This window comes from Pseudomonas sp. SDO5522_S412, from assembly GCF_054071215.1.
In genome coordinates this window covers 19,558-33,448 of record NZ_JBSVWQ010000026.1, presented here as the reverse complement: position 1 = coordinate 33,448, position 13,891 = coordinate 19,558, and the positions used below count along the sequence as shown (strand labels likewise).

General features: G+C 54.4%; 28 protein-coding genes. All 28 read right to left on the bottom strand.

All coding sequences use genetic code 11. The annotated features are described in order from the left end of the window. Positions 1 to 170 precede the first annotated feature (170 nt). Complete coding sequence (gene rplQ, locus ACW9I6_RS08860; protein WP_003210053.1) at positions 171 to 557, bottom strand: 50S ribosomal protein L17; 387 nt, start codon at positions 555 to 557, stop codon at positions 171 to 173. A gap of 41 nt (positions 558 to 598) precedes the next feature. Further along, positions 599 to 1,600 carry a DNA-directed RNA polymerase subunit alpha gene (locus ACW9I6_RS08855; RefSeq protein ID WP_003176403.1) on the bottom strand — a complete coding sequence of 334 codons (1,002 nt, stop codon included), beginning with the start codon at positions 1,598 to 1,600 and terminating at the stop codon, positions 599 to 601. 22 nt (positions 1,601 to 1,622) lie between these two features. Further along, the gene (gene rpsD, locus ACW9I6_RS08850; RefSeq protein ID WP_003210056.1) at positions 1,623 to 2,243 is read right to left on the bottom strand and encodes a 30S ribosomal protein S4; all 621 of its coding nucleotides are present in this window, start codon (positions 2,241 to 2,243) and stop codon (positions 1,623 to 1,625) included. Positions 2,244 to 2,261: 18 nt separating this feature from the next. Beyond that, positions 2,262 to 2,651, bottom strand: a complete 390-nt coding sequence (gene rpsK, locus ACW9I6_RS08845; protein WP_002555466.1) for a 30S ribosomal protein S11 — start codon at positions 2,649 to 2,651, stop codon at positions 2,262 to 2,264. Positions 2,652 to 2,681: 30 nt separating this feature from the next. Further along, positions 2,682 to 3,038 carry a 30S ribosomal protein S13 gene (rpsM, locus tag ACW9I6_RS08840; protein ID WP_003210063.1) on the bottom strand — a complete coding sequence of 119 codons (357 nt, stop codon included), beginning with the start codon at positions 3,036 to 3,038 and terminating at the stop codon, positions 2,682 to 2,684. 129 nt (positions 3,039 to 3,167) lie between these two features. After that, positions 3,168 to 3,284: a 50S ribosomal protein L36 gene (rpmJ, locus tag ACW9I6_RS08835; RefSeq protein ID WP_002555468.1), complete on the bottom strand. Its 117-nt coding sequence runs from the start codon at positions 3,282 to 3,284 to the stop codon at positions 3,168 to 3,170. A 27-nt stretch (positions 3,285 to 3,311) separates the two neighbouring features. After that, positions 3,312 to 4,640 carry a preprotein translocase subunit SecY gene (gene secY / locus ACW9I6_RS08830; protein WP_003210064.1) on the bottom strand — a complete coding sequence of 443 codons (1,329 nt, stop codon included), beginning with the start codon at positions 4,638 to 4,640 and terminating at the stop codon, positions 3,312 to 3,314. Continuing rightward, complete coding sequence (rplO, locus tag ACW9I6_RS08825; protein WP_003210066.1) at positions 4,641 to 5,078, bottom strand: 50S ribosomal protein L15; 438 nt, start codon at positions 5,076 to 5,078, stop codon at positions 4,641 to 4,643. 4 nt (positions 5,079 to 5,082) lie between these two features. Next, complete coding sequence (gene rpmD, locus ACW9I6_RS08820; RefSeq protein WP_003186033.1) at positions 5,083 to 5,259, bottom strand: 50S ribosomal protein L30; 177 nt, start codon at positions 5,257 to 5,259, stop codon at positions 5,083 to 5,085. A 2-nt stretch (positions 5,260 to 5,261) separates the two neighbouring features. Further along, the gene (rpsE, locus tag ACW9I6_RS08815) at positions 5,262 to 5,762 is read right to left on the bottom strand and encodes a 30S ribosomal protein S5 (RefSeq protein ID WP_003186035.1); all 501 of its coding nucleotides are present in this window, start codon (positions 5,760 to 5,762) and stop codon (positions 5,262 to 5,264) included. Positions 5,763 to 5,765: 3 nt separating this feature from the next. Continuing rightward, positions 5,766 to 6,116, bottom strand: a complete 351-nt coding sequence (gene rplR / locus ACW9I6_RS08810) for a 50S ribosomal protein L18 (RefSeq protein WP_003186037.1) — start codon at positions 6,114 to 6,116, stop codon at positions 5,766 to 5,768. A gap of 10 nt (positions 6,117 to 6,126) precedes the next feature. Further along, positions 6,127 to 6,660, bottom strand: coding sequence for a 50S ribosomal protein L6 (gene rplF, locus ACW9I6_RS08805; RefSeq protein ID WP_003176412.1), 534 nt, complete (start codon positions 6,658 to 6,660; stop codon positions 6,127 to 6,129). A gap of 12 nt (positions 6,661 to 6,672) precedes the next feature. Beyond that, the gene (gene rpsH / locus ACW9I6_RS08800; RefSeq protein ID WP_003186040.1) at positions 6,673 to 7,065 is read right to left on the bottom strand and encodes a 30S ribosomal protein S8; all 393 of its coding nucleotides are present in this window, start codon (positions 7,063 to 7,065) and stop codon (positions 6,673 to 6,675) included. Between the two features lie 208 nt (positions 7,066 to 7,273). Next, positions 7,274 to 7,579 carry a 30S ribosomal protein S14 gene (gene rpsN, locus ACW9I6_RS08795; RefSeq protein WP_003176414.1) on the bottom strand — a complete coding sequence of 102 codons (306 nt, stop codon included), beginning with the start codon at positions 7,577 to 7,579 and terminating at the stop codon, positions 7,274 to 7,276. 13 nt (positions 7,580 to 7,592) lie between these two features. Continuing rightward, positions 7,593 to 8,132: a 50S ribosomal protein L5 gene (gene rplE / locus ACW9I6_RS08790; RefSeq protein ID WP_003210069.1), complete on the bottom strand. Its 540-nt coding sequence runs from the start codon at positions 8,130 to 8,132 to the stop codon at positions 7,593 to 7,595. A 20-nt stretch (positions 8,133 to 8,152) separates the two neighbouring features. Next, the gene (gene rplX / locus ACW9I6_RS08785) at positions 8,153 to 8,467 is read right to left on the bottom strand and encodes a 50S ribosomal protein L24 (RefSeq protein WP_007896770.1); all 315 of its coding nucleotides are present in this window, start codon (positions 8,465 to 8,467) and stop codon (positions 8,153 to 8,155) included. Positions 8,468 to 8,478: 11 nt separating this feature from the next. After that, on the bottom strand, positions 8,479 to 8,847 hold the full coding sequence (rplN, locus tag ACW9I6_RS08780; RefSeq protein WP_002555479.1) for a 50S ribosomal protein L14: 369 nt from the start codon (positions 8,845 to 8,847) through the stop codon (positions 8,479 to 8,481). Between the two features lie 23 nt (positions 8,848 to 8,870). Further along, positions 8,871 to 9,137 (bottom strand): 30S ribosomal protein S17, encoded by a 267-nt coding sequence (rpsQ, locus tag ACW9I6_RS08775; RefSeq protein ID WP_003176419.1) that lies wholly within the window; start codon positions 9,135 to 9,137, stop codon positions 8,871 to 8,873. Between the two features lie 2 nt (positions 9,138 to 9,139). Continuing rightward, entirely contained in the window at positions 9,140 to 9,331 is a 192-nt protein-coding gene (rpmC, locus tag ACW9I6_RS08770; protein WP_002555481.1) for a 50S ribosomal protein L29, read from the bottom strand. Then, positions 9,331 to 9,744, bottom strand: a complete 414-nt coding sequence (gene rplP, locus ACW9I6_RS08765) for a 50S ribosomal protein L16 (RefSeq protein WP_003210075.1) — start codon at positions 9,742 to 9,744, stop codon at positions 9,331 to 9,333. The genes rpmC and rplP overlap by 1 nt, the downstream gene beginning before the upstream one ends. A 12-nt stretch (positions 9,745 to 9,756) precedes the next feature. Next, entirely contained in the window at positions 9,757 to 10,443 is a 687-nt protein-coding gene (gene rpsC / locus ACW9I6_RS08760) for a 30S ribosomal protein S3 (RefSeq protein WP_003176422.1), read from the bottom strand. Between the two features lie 13 nt (positions 10,444 to 10,456). Continuing rightward, complete coding sequence (gene rplV, locus ACW9I6_RS08755; protein ID WP_003210077.1) at positions 10,457 to 10,789, bottom strand: 50S ribosomal protein L22; 333 nt, start codon at positions 10,787 to 10,789, stop codon at positions 10,457 to 10,459. A 13-nt stretch (positions 10,790 to 10,802) separates the two neighbouring features. After that, a complete protein-coding gene (gene rpsS / locus ACW9I6_RS08750) occupies positions 10,803 to 11,078 on the bottom strand; it encodes a 30S ribosomal protein S19 (protein ID WP_002555486.1) in 276 nt (91 codons plus the stop codon). 16 nt (positions 11,079 to 11,094) lie between these two features. Further along, positions 11,095 to 11,919 (bottom strand): 50S ribosomal protein L2, encoded by an 825-nt coding sequence (rplB, locus tag ACW9I6_RS08745; protein WP_003210080.1) that lies wholly within the window; start codon positions 11,917 to 11,919, stop codon positions 11,095 to 11,097. A gap of 14 nt (positions 11,920 to 11,933) precedes the next feature. Further along, the gene (gene rplW / locus ACW9I6_RS08740) at positions 11,934 to 12,233 is read right to left on the bottom strand and encodes a 50S ribosomal protein L23 (protein ID WP_002555488.1); all 300 of its coding nucleotides are present in this window, start codon (positions 12,231 to 12,233) and stop codon (positions 11,934 to 11,936) included. After that, complete coding sequence (rplD, locus tag ACW9I6_RS08735) at positions 12,230 to 12,832, bottom strand: 50S ribosomal protein L4 (protein WP_003210082.1); 603 nt, start codon at positions 12,830 to 12,832, stop codon at positions 12,230 to 12,232. Before rplD ends, rplW begins: the two co-directional genes overlap by 4 nt. 12 nt (positions 12,833 to 12,844) lie before the next feature. Continuing rightward, positions 12,845 to 13,480 carry a 50S ribosomal protein L3 gene (rplC, locus tag ACW9I6_RS08730; RefSeq protein ID WP_003194649.1) on the bottom strand — a complete coding sequence of 212 codons (636 nt, stop codon included), beginning with the start codon at positions 13,478 to 13,480 and terminating at the stop codon, positions 12,845 to 12,847. Positions 13,481 to 13,561: 81 nt separating this feature from the next. Next, the gene (gene rpsJ / locus ACW9I6_RS08725) at positions 13,562 to 13,873 is read right to left on the bottom strand and encodes a 30S ribosomal protein S10 (protein ID WP_003210084.1); all 312 of its coding nucleotides are present in this window, start codon (positions 13,871 to 13,873) and stop codon (positions 13,562 to 13,564) included. Between the last annotated feature and the right edge of the window lie 18 nt (positions 13,874 to 13,891).

Sequence of the window (13,891 nt, the reverse complement as noted above, 5' to 3'; positions counted from 1 at the left end):
TCAAATTTATTAAATCATGCCAACCGATAGAAATTAACTAACGATACATCCGAACGGATATCAAAAGTTGCTGCACGGGATGAACGTGTATTCGCTCGAGGTAATTCCAGTTTTCCAACGCGCACAAAAAACCGGGCACTAGGCCCGGTTCTTCGTTACAGACTGACGTCTTACTCAGCGGATACAGCTTCACCGCCAACTGGACGATCGATCAGCTCAACGTACGCCATAGGCGCGTTGTCACCAGCGCGGAAACCGCACTTGAGGATGCGCAGGTAGCCACCCTCACGGGTAGCGTAACGCTTGCCCAGGTCGTTGAAGAGCTTACCAACGATAGCTTTCGAACGAGTACGGTCGAAAGCCAGACGGCGGTTAGCCAGGCTGTCTGTCTTGGCCAAAGTAATCAGCGGCTCAGCAACGCGACGCAGTTCTTTAGCTTTCGGCAGTGTAGTTTTGATCAGCTCGTGCTCGAACAGCGACACCGCCATGTTCTGGAACATAGCCTTACGGTGCGAGCTGGTACGGCTCAGGTGACGACCACTTTTACGATGACGCATGGTTCATTCCTTACCAAACTCACGTTCGGTGATTACGACGATCAGGCAGTCGCCTTGTCGTCCTTCTTAAGACTTGCAGGCGGCCAGTTGTCGAGGCGCATGCCGAGGGACAGACCGCGGGAGGCCAGAACGTCCTTGATTTCAGTCAAGGATTTCTTGCCCAGGTTCGGAGTCTTCAACAGTTCTACTTCGGTGCGCTGAATCAGATCACCGATGTAGTAAATGTTTTCCGCCTTAAGGCAGTTAGCCGAACGTACAGTCAGTTCCAGATCGTCAACCGGGCGAAGCAGGATCGGATCGATCTCGTCTTCCTGCTCGATTACCACTGGTTCGCTGTCACCCTTGAGGTCGACGAACGCAGCCAACTGCTGTTGCAGAATGGTTGCAGCGCGGCGGATAGCCTCTTCAGGATCCAGAGTACCGTTGGTTTCCAGATCAATAACCAGCTTGTCCAGGTTAGTACGCTGTTCGACACGGGCGTTTTCCACCACGTATGCGATACGGCGAACCGGGCTGAACGAAGAGTCGAGCTGCAAGCGACCAATGCTGCGGCTTTCGTCTTCATCGCTCTGACGCGAGTCGGCCGGTTCATAACCACGACCACGAGCTACGGTGAGCTTCATGTTCAGGGCGCCGTTAGACGCCAGGTTAGCGATTACGTGATCGGGATTAACGATCTCGACATCATGATCCAGCTGAATATCGGCAGCGGTAACCACCCCCGAACCCTTCTTCGACAAGGTCAGCGTAACTTCGTCACGGCCGTGCAGCTTGATAGCCAGACCTTTAAGGTTCAACAGGATTTCAATTACGTCTTCCTGTACACCTTCGATGGCGCTGTACTCGTGGAGCACACCGTCAATCTCGGCCTCGACTACTGCACAGCCGGGCATTGAGGACAACAGGATGCGGCGCAGCGCGTTGCCCAGGGTGTGGCCAAAACCACGCTCGAGAGGCTCGAGAGTGATCTTGGCGCGGGTTGGACTGACAACCTGCACATCAATGTGACGGGGTGTCAGGAACTCATTTACCGAAATCTGCATGGATGCACCTATTTTCTAGCCCTTACTTGGAGTAGAGCTCGACAATCAGGCTTTCGTTGATGTCGGCGGACAGATCACTGCGAGCAGGAACGTTCTTGAAAACGCCCGACTTCTTCTCAGTGTCTACTTCTACCCATTCTACGCGGCCACGTTGGGCACACAGATCGAGAGCTTGGACAATGCGAAGTTGATTTTTTGCTTTCTCGCGAATCGCGACCACGTCACCAGCACGAACCTGGTACGACGGGACGTTAACGGTTTGGCCGTTTACGCTGACGGATTTGTGCGATACCAGCTGACGGGATTCGGCACGAGTCGAACCAAAGCCCATACGGTATACAACGTTGTCCAGACGGCATTCGAGCAGTTGCAGCAGGTTTTCACCGGTTGCACCTTTCTTGCCAGCAGCTTCTTTGTAGTAGCCGCTGAACTGACGCTCGAGAACGCCGTAGATACGACGGACCTTCTGCTTTTCACGCAGTTGGGTGCCGTAGTCGGACTGGCGACCGCGGCGTTGGCCGTGGATACCAGGTGCTGCTTCAATGTTGCACTTCGATTCGATCGCGCGCACGCCGCTCTTCAGAAAGAGATCGGTGCCTTCACGACGAGCGAGTTTGCATTTTGGACCAATGTAACGAGCCATTCTTTACAATCTCCTGGATTACACGCGGCGCTTCTTCGGCGGACGGCACCCGTTGTGCGGGATTGGCGTCACGTCGGTGATGCTGGCGATCTTATAGCCACAGCCGTTCAATGCACGGACAGCAGACTCACGACCTGGACCTGGACCTTTGACGTTGACGTCGAGGTTTTTCAGGCCATATTCCAGCGCAGCTTGACCAGCACGTTCAGCAGCTACTTGAGCAGCAAACGGGGTGGACTTGCGGGAACCGCGGAAACCCGAACCACCGGAGGTAGCCCAAGAAAGCGCGTTACCTTGACGGTCGGTGATGGTCACGATTGTGTTGTTAAAAGATGCATGGATGTGGGCGATGCCATCAACCACTGTCTTTTTAACTTTTTTACGAGGACGAGCAGCAGGTTTTGCCATGATTAATTTCCTGTCGATTCGCGTGGGCGATTACTTGCGGATCGGCTTACGCGGACCTTTACGGGTACGCGCGTTAGTCTTGGTACGCTGACCGCGTACTGGAAGACCACGACGATGACGCAGACCACGGTAGCAACCGAGGTCCATCAAACGCTTGATTTTCATGTTGATTTCGCGGCGCAGGTCACCTTCAGTGGTGAACTTCGCCACTTCGCCACGCAACAGCTCAATCTGCTCGTCGCTCAGATCCTTGATCTTTGCGGCTGGGTTTACCCCAGTGTCTGCGCAAATTTTCTGCGCAGTAGTGCGACCAACACCATAGATGTAGGTCAGCGAGATAACAGTGTGCTTGTTATCTGGAATGTTAACGCCTGCAATACGGGCCATTCAGTGGGACTCCAATTGACAGCTACCTACGCCCCGGAAGCCAAGAAATAGGGCGCGAGATAATATCGCTGTAATAACAAATAATCAACCCGGCAGCGCACTAGCTGCCGGGCTTCAAGCGGATCACACTCAGCCTTGGCGCTGTTTGTGACGCGGTTCCGCGCTGCAAATTACTCGAACAACACCTTCGCGGCGAATAATCTTGCAGTTACGGCACAGCTTTTTCACCGATGCACGAACTTTCATCACCAACTCCTCGAACCTTATGGGTACTCAGCGCAACATGCCGCTGCCGTAACCCTTCAGGTTGGCTTTCTTCATCAGGGATTCGTACTGGTGCGAAACGAGGTGCGATTGTACTTGGGACATGAAGTCCATCACAACCACGACGACGATCAGCAACGAGGTCCCGCCAAGGTAGAACGGAACGTTTGCTGCAACCACCAGGAACTGGGGCAACAGGCAGACGGCCGTCATATATAGAGCACCGAACATGGTCAAGCGAGTCAGAACGCCATCAATGTAGCGCGCAGACTGCTCACCTGGACGAATACCCGGAATAAAGGCACCGGACTTCTTCAGGTTTTCCGCTACGTCTTTCGGATTGAACATCAACGCCGTATAGAAGAAGCAGAAGAAAATAATCCCTGCACTAAACAGCAGAATATTCAACGGCTGACCAGGAGCGATCGACTGCGAGATGTCCTGCAACCAGCCCATACCTTCAGACTGACCGAACCAGGCACCCAACGAAGCCGGAAACAGCAAAATGCTGCTCGCGAAAATGGCAGGAATAACCCCGGCCATGTTCACTTTCAGCGGCAGGTGGCTGGTCTGCGCGGCAAAGACCTTGCGGCCCTGCTGACGCTTGGCGTAGTGAACAGCAATACGACGCTGGCCACGCTCAATGAACACCACAAAACCGATAATCGCTACTGCCAACAAACCGATGGCAACCAGGGCGAAGATATTGATATCACCCTGACGTGCAGACTCGAAAGACTGCCCAATCGCTCTCGGAAGACCGGCAACGATACCTGCGAAAATCAACATCGAGATACCGTTACCAACACCACGCTCAGTAATCTGCTCACCCAGCCACATCATGAACATCGCACCAGCCACAAATGTGGATACCGCGACGAAATGGAAGCCAAAGTCACCAGTGAACGCAACACCCTGCCCGGCCAGGCCAACGGACATGCCGATAGCCTGGACCAGGGCGAGGATGACAGTGCCGTAGCGGGTGTACTGGCTTATCTTGCGACGGCCAGCTTCACCTTCCTTCTTCAACTGCTCCAACTGCGGACTGACGGCGGTCATCAGTTGCATGATGATCGATGCCGAGATGTACGGCATGATCCCCAGTGCAAAGATGCTCATCCGTTCCAGCGCGCCGCCGGAAAACATGTTGAACAAGCTAAGAATGGTCCCCTCATTCTGTCGAAACAGGTCTGCGAGTCGGTCCGGGTTGATACCTGGAACCGGGATGTGTGCGCCTATTCGGTAGACGATAATCGCCAGGAACAGAAAACGCAGACGAGCCCAAAGTTCAGACATACCGCCTTTGCCGAGCGCTGAGAGAGCACCTTGCTTAGCCATTTATTCCTCGAACTTGCCGCCAGCTGCTTCGATAGCCGAACGCGCACCTTTGGTGGCGCCGATTCCCTTGCCGATAGTGACAGCGCGAGTCACTTCACCGGACAGCATGATTTTCACACGCTGTACGTTGACGTTGATCACGTTGGCATCTTTCAGGGTCTGCACGGTAACGATGTCGCCTTCCACTTTGGCCAGCTCGGACAGACGCACTTCTGCGCGATCCATGGCTTTCAGGGAAACGAAACCGAACTTCGGCAGGCGACGATGCAGCGGCTGTTGACCGCCTTCAAAGCCTGGAGCGATGGTGCCACCGGAGCGGGAGGACTGACCTTTGTGGCCACGGCCACCGGTCTTGCCCAAACCACTACCGATACCACGGCCCGGACGATGCTTTTCGCGACGGGAACCCGGCGCTGGACTCAGATCATTGAGTTTCATCGAATTAACCCTCGACACGCAGCATGTAGTAAGCCTTGTTGATCATCCCGCGATTCTCGGGAGTATCAAGTACTTCTACAGTGTGACCGATGCGACGCAGACCCAAACCCTTAACGCACAATTTGTGGTTAGGGATGCGGCCGGTCATGCTTTTGATCAGCGTTACTTTAACGGTAGCCATGATCAGAAGATCTCCTTGACGCTTTTGCCACGCTTGGCGGCAATGGATTCAGGAGACTGCATTGCTTTCAAACCCTTGAAAGTGGCGTGAACCACGTTTACCGGGTTAGTCGAGCCGTAGCACTTGGCCAGAACGTTCTGAACGCCAGCAACTTCGAGGACAGCACGCATAGCGCCGCCAGCGATGATACCGGTACCTTCAGAGGCAGGCTGCATGTACACCTTCGAAGCGCCGTGAGCGGACTTCATTGCGTACTGCAGAGTGGTGCCGTTCAGATCAACTTGGATCATGTTGCGACGAGCAGCTTCCATTGCCTTCTGGATCGCAGCAGGCACTTCACGTGACTTGCCACGGCCGAAGCCAACGCGCCCTTTACCATCACCTACCACGGTCAACGCGGTGAAAGTGAAGATACGGCCGCCTTTAACGGTTTTGGCTACGCGGTTAACTTGAACCAGCTTCTCAATGTAGCCTTCGTCGCGCTTTTGGTCGTTATTTGACATAACTTAGAACTCCAGCCCAGCTTCACGAGCAGCATCAGCCAGCGCTTTCACGCGGCCGTGGTACTTGAAGCCAGAGCGGTCGAAAGCCACTTGCGAGACGCCGGCGGCCTTAGCACGCGTAGCGACCAGCTGGCCAACCTTAGTGGCCGCGTCGATGTTGCCAGTGGCACCATCACGCAGTTCTTTATCCAAAGTCGAGGCGCTTGCCAGGACTTTGTTGCCGTCGGCCGAGATGACCTGGGCGTAGATGTGCTGCGACGAGCGGAACACGCAGAGACGCACGACTTCGAGTTCGTGCATTTTCAGGCGTGCTTTGCGAGCGCGACGCAGTCGAGTAACTTTTTTGTCGGTCATTTGCTATGCCCTACTTCTTCTTGGCTTCTTTACGACGGACGACTTCGTCCGCGTAGCGCACACCTTTGCCTTTGTACGGCTCTGGTGGACGGAAGTCGCGGATCTCAGCGGCCACCTGACCTACCAGCTGCTTATCAATACCCTTGATCAGGATATCGGTTTGGCTAGGGGTCTCAGCGGTGATGCCTTCCGGCAGTTCGTAATCCACTGGGTGCGAGAAGCCAAGGGCCAGGTTCAGAACCGTGCCTTTTGCTTGCGCTTTGTAACCAACACCGACCAGCTGGAGCTTGCGCTCGAAGCCTTGGCTTACGCCTTGGACCATGTTGTTTACCAACGCACGAGTGGTACCGGCCATTGCGCGAGTTTGTTGATCGCCATTGCGAGCAGCGAAACGCAGCTCACCAGCTTCTTCAACGATCTCAACGGACGAATGGATGTTCAGTTCCAGAGTGCCCTTGGCACCCTTCACCGAAAGCTGTTGGCCTGCGAATTTTACTTCGACACCGGCTGGCAGCTTAACGGGGTTCTTAGCGACGCGTGACATGCTTATCCCCCCTTAGAACACAGTGCAAAGAACTTCGCCGCCGACACCGGCAGCGCGCGCAGCACGATCCGTCATCACACCTTTGTTGGTGGAGACGATAGACACACCGAGACCGCCACGAACTTTTGGCAGATCATCAACGGACTTGTACTGACGCAGGCCTGGACGGCTAACGCGCTTCACTTCTTCGATGACCGGACGGCCTTCGAAGTACTTCAGCTCGATGGACAGCAGTGGTTTGATTTCGCTGCTGATCTGATAACCCGCAATGTAGCCTTCGTCTTTCAGGACTTTGGCAACAGCAACCTTCAACGTGGAAGATGGCATGCTTACGACGGACTTTTCAGCCATCTGGGCATTACGGATACGAGTTAGCATGTCCGCTAACGGGTCCTGCATACTCATGGCTAGACGCTCCTAATACAAAAAAATTAGCCTTGCGGCCATTACGTGTCGCCGAGAATCTCCGAGCACAAAACACACGGGCTCAGGCGAGCCGCGTATTTTAGACACACTCCGGAAATGAAACAAGCCCCAAAAGGGGCTTGTTCCAGATTCTAGGCCACCGGCGGTCAGTATCTTGCGATCCTGGCCACCGAGACTTCGAACGTACTTACCAGCTGGCTTTAACCAGACCTGGTACGTCACCACGCATTGCCGCTTCACGCAGTTTGTTACGGCCGAGGCCGAACTTGCGGTAAACGCCGTGTGGACGACCGGTCAGGCGGCAGCGGTTACGCATGCGCGAAGCGCTTGCGTCACGTGGCTGCTTCTGCAGAGCAACTGTAGCTTCCCAACGCGCTTCTGGACTTGCGTTCAGATCAACGATGATTGCTTTCAGTGCTGCACGCTTCTTGGCGTACTTGGCAACCGTGAGCTGACGCTTCAGCTCGCGGTTTTTCATGCTCATCTTGGCCATGGTCCTACTCCAATCAGTTGCGGAACGGGAATTTGAACGCACGCAGCAGAGCGCGGCCTTCATCATCGTTCTTGGCAGTGGTGGTCAGGGTGATGTCCAGACCGCGGAGAGCATCGATCTTGTCGTAGTCGATTTCCGGGAAGATGATCTGCTCTTTAACGCCCATGCTGTAGTTACCACGACCATCGAAGGACTTGGCATTCAGGCCGCGGAAGTCGCGGACCCGAGGCAGGGAGATCGACAGCAGACGATCCAGGAATTCGTACATACGCTCACGGCGCAGAGTCACTTTGACGCCGATCGGCCATCCTTCACGGACTTTAAAGCCAGCGATGGATTTACGAGCGTAGGTCACAACGACTTTTTGGCCGGTGATCTTTTCCAGGTCAGCAACAGCGTGCTCGATGACTTTTTTGTCGCCGATCGCTTCGCCCAGACCCATGTTCAGGGTGATTTTGGTAACGCGCGGAACTTCCATCACGTTCGAAAGCTTAAGTTCTTCCTTAAGTTTCGGTGCGATTTCCTTCCGGTAAATCTCTTTTAGTCGTGCCATGGTCTTCTACCTAGCAGTGTTCAAGCATCAACCGCTTTTTGGGTCGACTTGAAGACACGAATTTTCTTACCGTCTTCTACTTTGAAACCAACGCGGTCAGCCTTGTTGGTTTCGCCGTTGAAGATGGCGACGTTAGAAGCGTGCAGTGGCGCTTCTTTCTCGACGATACCGCCTTGTACGCCCGACATCGGGTTAGGCTTGGTATGACGCTTGACCAGGTTCAGACCACCAACGACCAGACGGTCATCAGCAAGAACCTTCAGCACCTTACCGCGCTTACCTTTGTCTTTGCCGGCGATCACGATGATCTCGTCGTCACGACGAATCTTTTGCATGTCGGATCTCCTTACAGCACTTCTGGGGCGAGCGAGACGATCTTCATGAACTTCTCAGTACGAAGTTCACGGGTCACTGGCCCAAAGATACGGGTGCCGATCGGCTCTTGCTTGTTGTTCAGAAGAACAGCAGCGTTGCCATCAAAGCGGATAATGGAGCCATCTGCACGGCGTACGCCGTGACGAGTGCGGACTACAACAGCAGTCATCACTTGGCCTTTTTTCACTTTACCGCGAGGAATTGCTTCCTTCACGGTAACTTTGATGATGTCACCGATACCAGCGTAACGACGATGGGAGCCACCCAGCACCTTGATGCACATAACGCGGCGTGCGCCGCTGTTATCGGCCACATCGAGCATGGATTGAGTCTGAATCATATAATTTCTCCGACCCCTAGTCCTTAGACTTCCACAGCGCGTTCGAGAACATCAACCAGGGCCCAAGACTTGGTCTTGGCCAACGGACGAGTTTCACGAATAGTGACTTTGTCGCCGATGTGGCACTGGTTGGTTTCGTCGTGCGCGTGCAGCTTAGTCGAACGCTTAACGTATTTACCGTAGATCGGGTGCTTAACGCGACGCTCGATCAAAACGGTGATGGTTTTGTCCATCTTGTCGCTGACAACACGGCCAGTCAGCGTACGGACAGTCTTTTCGGCTTCAGCCATGATCACTTACCTGCCTGCTGGTTGAGCACAGTCTTCACGCGAGCAATGTCACGCTTAACTTGCGAGAGCAGATGAGACTGCCCCAACTGGCCAGTTGCTTTCTGCATACGCAGATTGAACTGGTCGCGCAGCAGGCCGAGCAGTTGCTCGTTCAGCTGCTGTGCGGATTTTTCACGAAGTTCATTCGCTTTCATCACATCACCGTCCGTTTAACAAAGGAGGTGGCGAGCGGCAGCTTTGCAGCAGCCAGGGCGAAAGCCTCACGCGCCAGCTCTTCAGTAACACCCTCGATTTCATACAGGACTTTGCCTGGCTGAATCTGGGCAACCCAATATTCCACGTTACCCTTACCTTTACCCATCCGAACTTCGAGGGGCTTTTTGGAGATAGGCTTGTCCGGGAATACACGGATCCAGATCTTGCCGCCACGTTTAACGTGACGGGTCAGTGCACGACGCGCTGACTCGATCTGACGAGCGGTGAGACGACCACGAGCTACAGACTTCAGCGCATATTCGCCGAAGCTGACTTTGCTACCGCGCTGAGCCAGACCACGGTTGTGGCCTGTCATCTGCTTGCGGAACTTCGTACGCTTTGGTTGCAACATTTGGCGTACCCCTTACTTAGCAGCTTTTTTACGAGGCGCTGGTGCTTGTGGTTTCAGTTCTTCTTGGCGACCACCAATTACTTCGCCTTTGAAGATCCAAACCTTTACACCGATCACACCGTAGGTGGTGTGAGCTTCGTAGTTGGCATAGTCGATGTCGGCACGCAGGGTGTGCAGTGGCACACGACCTTCGCGATACCATTCAGTACGTGCGATTTCAGCACCGCCGAGACGACCGCTCACTTGGATTTTGATGCCTTTGGCACCAATGCGCATGGCGTTCTGTACTGCGCGCTTCATAGCGCGACGGAACATAACGCGACGCTCCAGCTGCTGAGCTACGCTCTGCGCAACCAGCATACCGTCGAGCTCCGGCTTGCGGATCTCTTCGATATTGATGTGCACAGGCACACCCATTTGCTTGGTCAGGTCCTGACGCAGTTTCTCAACATCTTCACCTTTCTTCCCGATAACGATACCTGGACGAGCGGTGTGGATGGTGATACGTGCAGTTTGAGCTGGACGATGGATATCGATACGGCTCACGGACGCGCTTTTTAGTTTGTCTTGGAGATACTCACGCACCTTCAGATCAGCGAACAAGTAGTCCGCATAAGTCCGACCGTCTGCGTACCAGACGGAGGTGTGCTCCTTGACGATTCCCAGGCGAATGCCAATGGGATGTACTTTCTGACCCATCTCTTCGACTCCGTTACTTGTCAGCAACCTTGACAGTGATATGGCAAGACCGCTTGACGATGCGATCAGCTCGGCCTTTGGCACGAGGCATGATGCGCTTCAGCGAACGCCCTTCGTTGACGAAAACGGTGCTGACCTTCAGGTCATCAACGTCTGCGCCTTCGTTGTGCTCGGCGTTGGCTACGGCCGACTCCAGCACTTTCTTGATGATCTCGGCGGCTTTCTTACTGCTGAAAGCCAACAGGTTGAGCGCTTCGCCCACCTTCTTCCCGCGGATCTGGTCGGCGACCAAGCGGGCTTTCTGGGCGGAGATTCGAGCGCCCGACAACTTAGCGGCTACTTCCATCGTTCCTTACCCCTTAACGCTTGGCTTTCTTGTCTGCCACGTGCCCACGATATGTGCGGGTACCGGCAAACTCGCCTAGTTTGTGGCCGACCATGTCTTCGTTCACGAGAACTGGAACATGTTGACGACCGTTATGCACTGCAATGGTCAGACCGACCATTTGTGGCAGGATCATCGAACGACGCGACCAGGTTTTCACCGGTTTGCGATCGTTCTTTTCCGCCGCCACTTCGATCTTCTTCAGTAGGTGAAGATCAATAAAAGGACCTTTTTTCAGAGAACGTGGCACTGTCGTATCCCTCTATTTACTTGCGACGACGGACGATCATTTTGTCGGTACGCTTATTACCACGAGTCTTCGCGCCCTTAGTCGGGAAGCCCCATGGCGATACCGGATGACGACCACCAGAGGTACGACCTTCACCACCACCGTGTGGGTGGTCAACCGGGTTCATGGCAACACCACGAACGGTTGGGCGAACGCCACGCCAGCGTTTGGCACCAGCTTTACCCAGCGAACGCAGGCTGTGCTCGGAGTTCGAGACTTCGCCCAGGGTCGCACGGCATTCAGCCAATACTTTACGCATTTCACCAGAGCGCAGACGCAGGGTCACGTAGACACCTTCACGAGCGATCAGCTGAGCCGAAGCACCAGCGGAACGAGCGATTTGCGCGCCTTTACCCGGCTTCAATTCGATGCCGTGTACGGTGCTACCAACTGGAATGTTGCGCAGTTGCAGAGCGTTGCCCGGCTTGATCGGTGCCAAAGCACCTGCGATCAGCTGGTCACCAGCACTCACGCCTTTAGGGGCGATGATGTAGCGACGCTCGCCATCTGCGTACAGCAGCAGAGCGATGTGAGCAGTACGGTTTGGATCGTATTCGATACGCTCGACAGTGGCAGCGATGCCATCTTTGTCGTTGCGACGGAAGTCGACCAGACGATAATGCTGCTTATGGCCACCACCGATGTGACGAGTGGTAATACGACCATTGTTGTTACGACCACCAGTCTTCGATTTCTTCTCGAGCAGCGGTGCGTGAGGAGCGCCTTTATGCAGCTCCTGGTTGACCACCTTGACCACAAAACGGCGGCCAGGGGAAGTCGGTTTGCATTTAACGATTGCCATGATGCACCCCTTCCTTACTCAGCACTGCTGCTGAAATCGAGATCTTGGCCTGGCTGAAGGGAGATAACTGCCTTCTTCCAGTCATTACGCTTGCCCAGACCGCGAGCAGTGCGCTTGCTCTTACCCAGAACATTCAGGGTAGTAACACGCTCTACTTTCACGCTGAACAGGCTTTCGACGGCCTTCTTGATTTCCAGCTTGGTTGCGTCAGTTGCAACCTTGAAAACGAACTGGCCTTTCTTGTCAGCCAGAACCGTAGCCTTTTCGGAAACGTGCGGGCCAAGCAGAACTTTAAATACGCGTTCCTGGTTCATCCCAGCAGCTCCTCGAATTTCTTCACGGCCGACACGGTGATCAACACCTTGTCGTATGCGATCAGACTAACTGGATCGGAACCTTGCACGTCACGTACATCAACGTGTGGCAGGTTGCGAGCAGCCAGGTACAGGTTCTGATCAACAGCTTCAGACACGATCAGGACGTCAGTCAGGCCCATGCCGTTCAGCTTGTTCAGCAGATCTTTGGTTTTCGGCGCTTCAACAGCGAAGTCCTGAACCACGACCAGACGATCAGTACGCACGAGTTCAGCAAGGATGGAGCGCAGTGCTGCGCGATACATCTTCTTGTTGAGCTTCTGGGTGTGATCCTGTGGACGTGCTGCGAAAGTGGTACCGCCGCCACGCCAGATTGGGCTACGGATAGTACCGGCACGAGCGCGGCCAGTACCTTTCTGACGCCAAGGGCGCTTACCGCCACCACGAACGTCGGAACGGGTCTTTTGCTGCTTGCTACCTTGACGGCCGCCGGCCATGTAGGCCACGACTGCTTGGTGAACCAGCGTCTCGTTGAATTCGCCGCCAAATGTCAGTTCGGAAACTTCGATCGCTTGAGCGTCATTTACGTTTAATTGCATGTCAGCTTCCCCTTAACCGCGAGCCTTGGCCGCTGGACGTACAACCAGGTTGCCGCCAGTAGCGCCAGGAACAGCACCCTTGACCAACAACAGATTGCGTTCAGCGTCGACGCGCACTACTTCGAGGGACTGCACGGTCACGCGCTCAGCGCCCATATGACCGGACATTTTTTTGCCCTTGAATACACGACCAGGAGTCTGGCACTGGCCAATAGAGCCCGGGACGCGGTGGGAAACGGAGTTACCGTGAGTGTTGTCTTGGCCACGGAAATTCCAACGCTTGATCGTACCCTGGAAGCCTTTACCCTTGGACTGACCGGTTACATCAACCAGTTGACCAGCGGCGAAGATTTCAGCGTTGATCAGATCGCCAGCCTGGTAGTCGCCGTCTTCTAGACGGAACTCCATGACAGTACGACCAGCTGCAACGTTTGCTTTAGCGAAGTGACCTGCTTGAGCAGCAGTCACACGCGAAGCACGACGCTCGCCGACAGTGACTTGCACTGCACGATAGCCATCGGTTTCTTCAGTTTTAAACTGGGTGACGCGATTCGGTTCGATCTCAATGACCGTGACCGGAATGGAGACACCTTCTTCGGTGAAAATACGGGTCATACCGCATTTACGACCGACTACACCAATAGTCATGTTGTAAACCTCATGAGTGTACGGGGCTTTCACCCGCTATGGCCGCCCATTTCAGAGCGTTACACGACTAAGACCCAAGTCTTAGCCGAGGCTGATCTGTACTTCCACACCGGCCGCCAGATCAAGCTTCATAAGTGCATCAACGGTTTTATCCGTTGGCAGGACGATGTCCAGCACGCGCTTATGAGTACGGATCTCGTACTGGTCACGCGCGTCTTTGTTGACGTGCGGGGAGACCAGAACGGTGAACCGCTCTTTACGGGTAGGCAGTGGAATTGGACCACGCACTTGAGCACCAGTACGTTTCGCGGTTTCCACGATTTCCTGGGTGGATTGGTCGATCAGTTTGTGGTCAAAAGCCTTCAACCTGATACGAATTTGCTGATTTGCCATTGGATTTCAGACTCCGGC

Bases quoted from the DNA above. Each gene is read 5' to 3' on its own strand.
- rplQ (WP_003210053.1), bottom strand. From the start codon at position 557: ATGCGTCATCGTAAAAGTGGTCGTCACCTGAGCCGTACCAGCTCGCAC.
- ACW9I6_RS08855 (WP_003176403.1), bottom strand. From the start codon at position 1,600: ATGCAGATTTCGGTAAATGAGTTCCTGACACCCCGTCACATTGATGTG.
- rpsD (WP_003210056.1), bottom strand. From the start codon at position 2,243: ATGGCTCGTTACATTGGTCCAAAATGCAAACTCGCTCGTCGTGAAGGC.
- rpsK (WP_002555466.1), bottom strand. From the start codon at position 2,651: ATGGCAAAACCTGCTGCTCGTCCTCGTAAAAAAGTTAAAAAGACAGTG.
- rpsM (WP_003210063.1), bottom strand. From the start codon at position 3,038: ATGGCCCGTATTGCAGGCGTTAACATTCCAGATAACAAGCACACTGTT.
- rpmJ (WP_002555468.1), bottom strand. From the start codon at position 3,284: ATGAAAGTTCGTGCATCGGTGAAAAAGCTGTGCCGTAACTGCAAGATT.
- secY (WP_003210064.1), bottom strand. From the start codon at position 4,640: ATGGCTAAGCAAGGTGCTCTCTCAGCGCTCGGCAAAGGCGGTATGTCT.
- rplO (WP_003210066.1), bottom strand. From the start codon at position 5,078: ATGAAACTCAATGATCTGAGTCCAGCGCCGGGTTCCCGTCGCGAAAAG.
- rpmD (WP_003186033.1), bottom strand. From the start codon at position 5,259: ATGGCTACCGTTAAAGTAACGCTGATCAAAAGCATGACCGGCCGCATC.
- rpsE (WP_003186035.1), bottom strand. From the start codon at position 5,762: ATGTCAAATAACGACCAAAAGCGCGACGAAGGCTACATTGAGAAGCTG.
- rplR (WP_003186037.1), bottom strand. From the start codon at position 6,116: ATGACCGACAAAAAAGTTACTCGACTGCGTCGCGCTCGCAAAGCACGC.
- rplF (WP_003176412.1), bottom strand. From the start codon at position 6,660: ATGTCACGCGTCGCTAAGAACCCCGTTAAGCTGCCAGCCGGTGTCGAA.
- rpsH (WP_003186040.1), bottom strand. From the start codon at position 7,065: ATGAGTATGCAGGACCCGTTAGCGGACATGCTAACTCGTATCCGTAAT.
- rpsN (WP_003176414.1), bottom strand. From the start codon at position 7,579: ATGGCCAAGATGAGCATGAAAAACCGCGAGCTGAAGCGTCAGCTCACG.
- rplE (WP_003210069.1), bottom strand. From the start codon at position 8,132: ATGGCACGACTAAAAGAGATTTACCGGAAGGAAATCGCACCGAAACTT.
- rplX (WP_007896770.1), bottom strand. From the start codon at position 8,467: ATGCAAAAGATTCGTCGTGACGACGAGATCATCGTGATCGCCGGCAAA.
- rplN (WP_002555479.1), bottom strand. From the start codon at position 8,847: ATGATTCAGACTCAATCCATGCTCGATGTGGCCGATAACAGCGGCGCA.
- rpsQ (WP_003176419.1), bottom strand. From the start codon at position 9,137: ATGGCTGAAGCCGAAAAGACTGTCCGTACGCTGACTGGCCGTGTTGTC.
- rpmC (WP_002555481.1), bottom strand. From the start codon at position 9,331: ATGAAAGCGAATGAACTTCGTGAAAAATCCGCACAGCAGCTGAACGAG.
- rplP (WP_003210075.1), bottom strand. From the start codon at position 9,744: ATGTTGCAACCAAAGCGTACGAAGTTCCGCAAGCAGATGACAGGCCAC.
- rpsC (WP_003176422.1), bottom strand. From the start codon at position 10,443: ATGGGTCAGAAAGTACATCCCATTGGCATTCGCCTGGGAATCGTCAAG.
- rplV (WP_003210077.1), bottom strand. From the start codon at position 10,789: ATGGAAGTAGCCGCTAAGTTGTCGGGCGCTCGAATCTCCGCCCAGAAA.
- rplB (WP_003210080.1), bottom strand. From the start codon at position 11,919: ATGGCAATCGTTAAATGCAAACCGACTTCCCCTGGCCGCCGTTTTGTG.
- rplW (WP_002555488.1), bottom strand. From the start codon at position 12,233: ATGAACCAGGAACGCGTATTTAAAGTTCTGCTTGGCCCGCACGTTTCC.
- rplD (WP_003210082.1), bottom strand. From the start codon at position 12,832: ATGCAATTAAACGTAAATGACGCTCAAGCGATCGAAGTTTCCGAACTG.
- rplC (WP_003194649.1), bottom strand. From the start codon at position 13,480: ATGACTATTGGTGTAGTCGGTCGTAAATGCGGTATGACCCGTATTTTC.
- rpsJ (WP_003210084.1), bottom strand. From the start codon at position 13,873: ATGGCAAATCAGCAAATTCGTATCAGGTTGAAGGCTTTTGACCACAAA.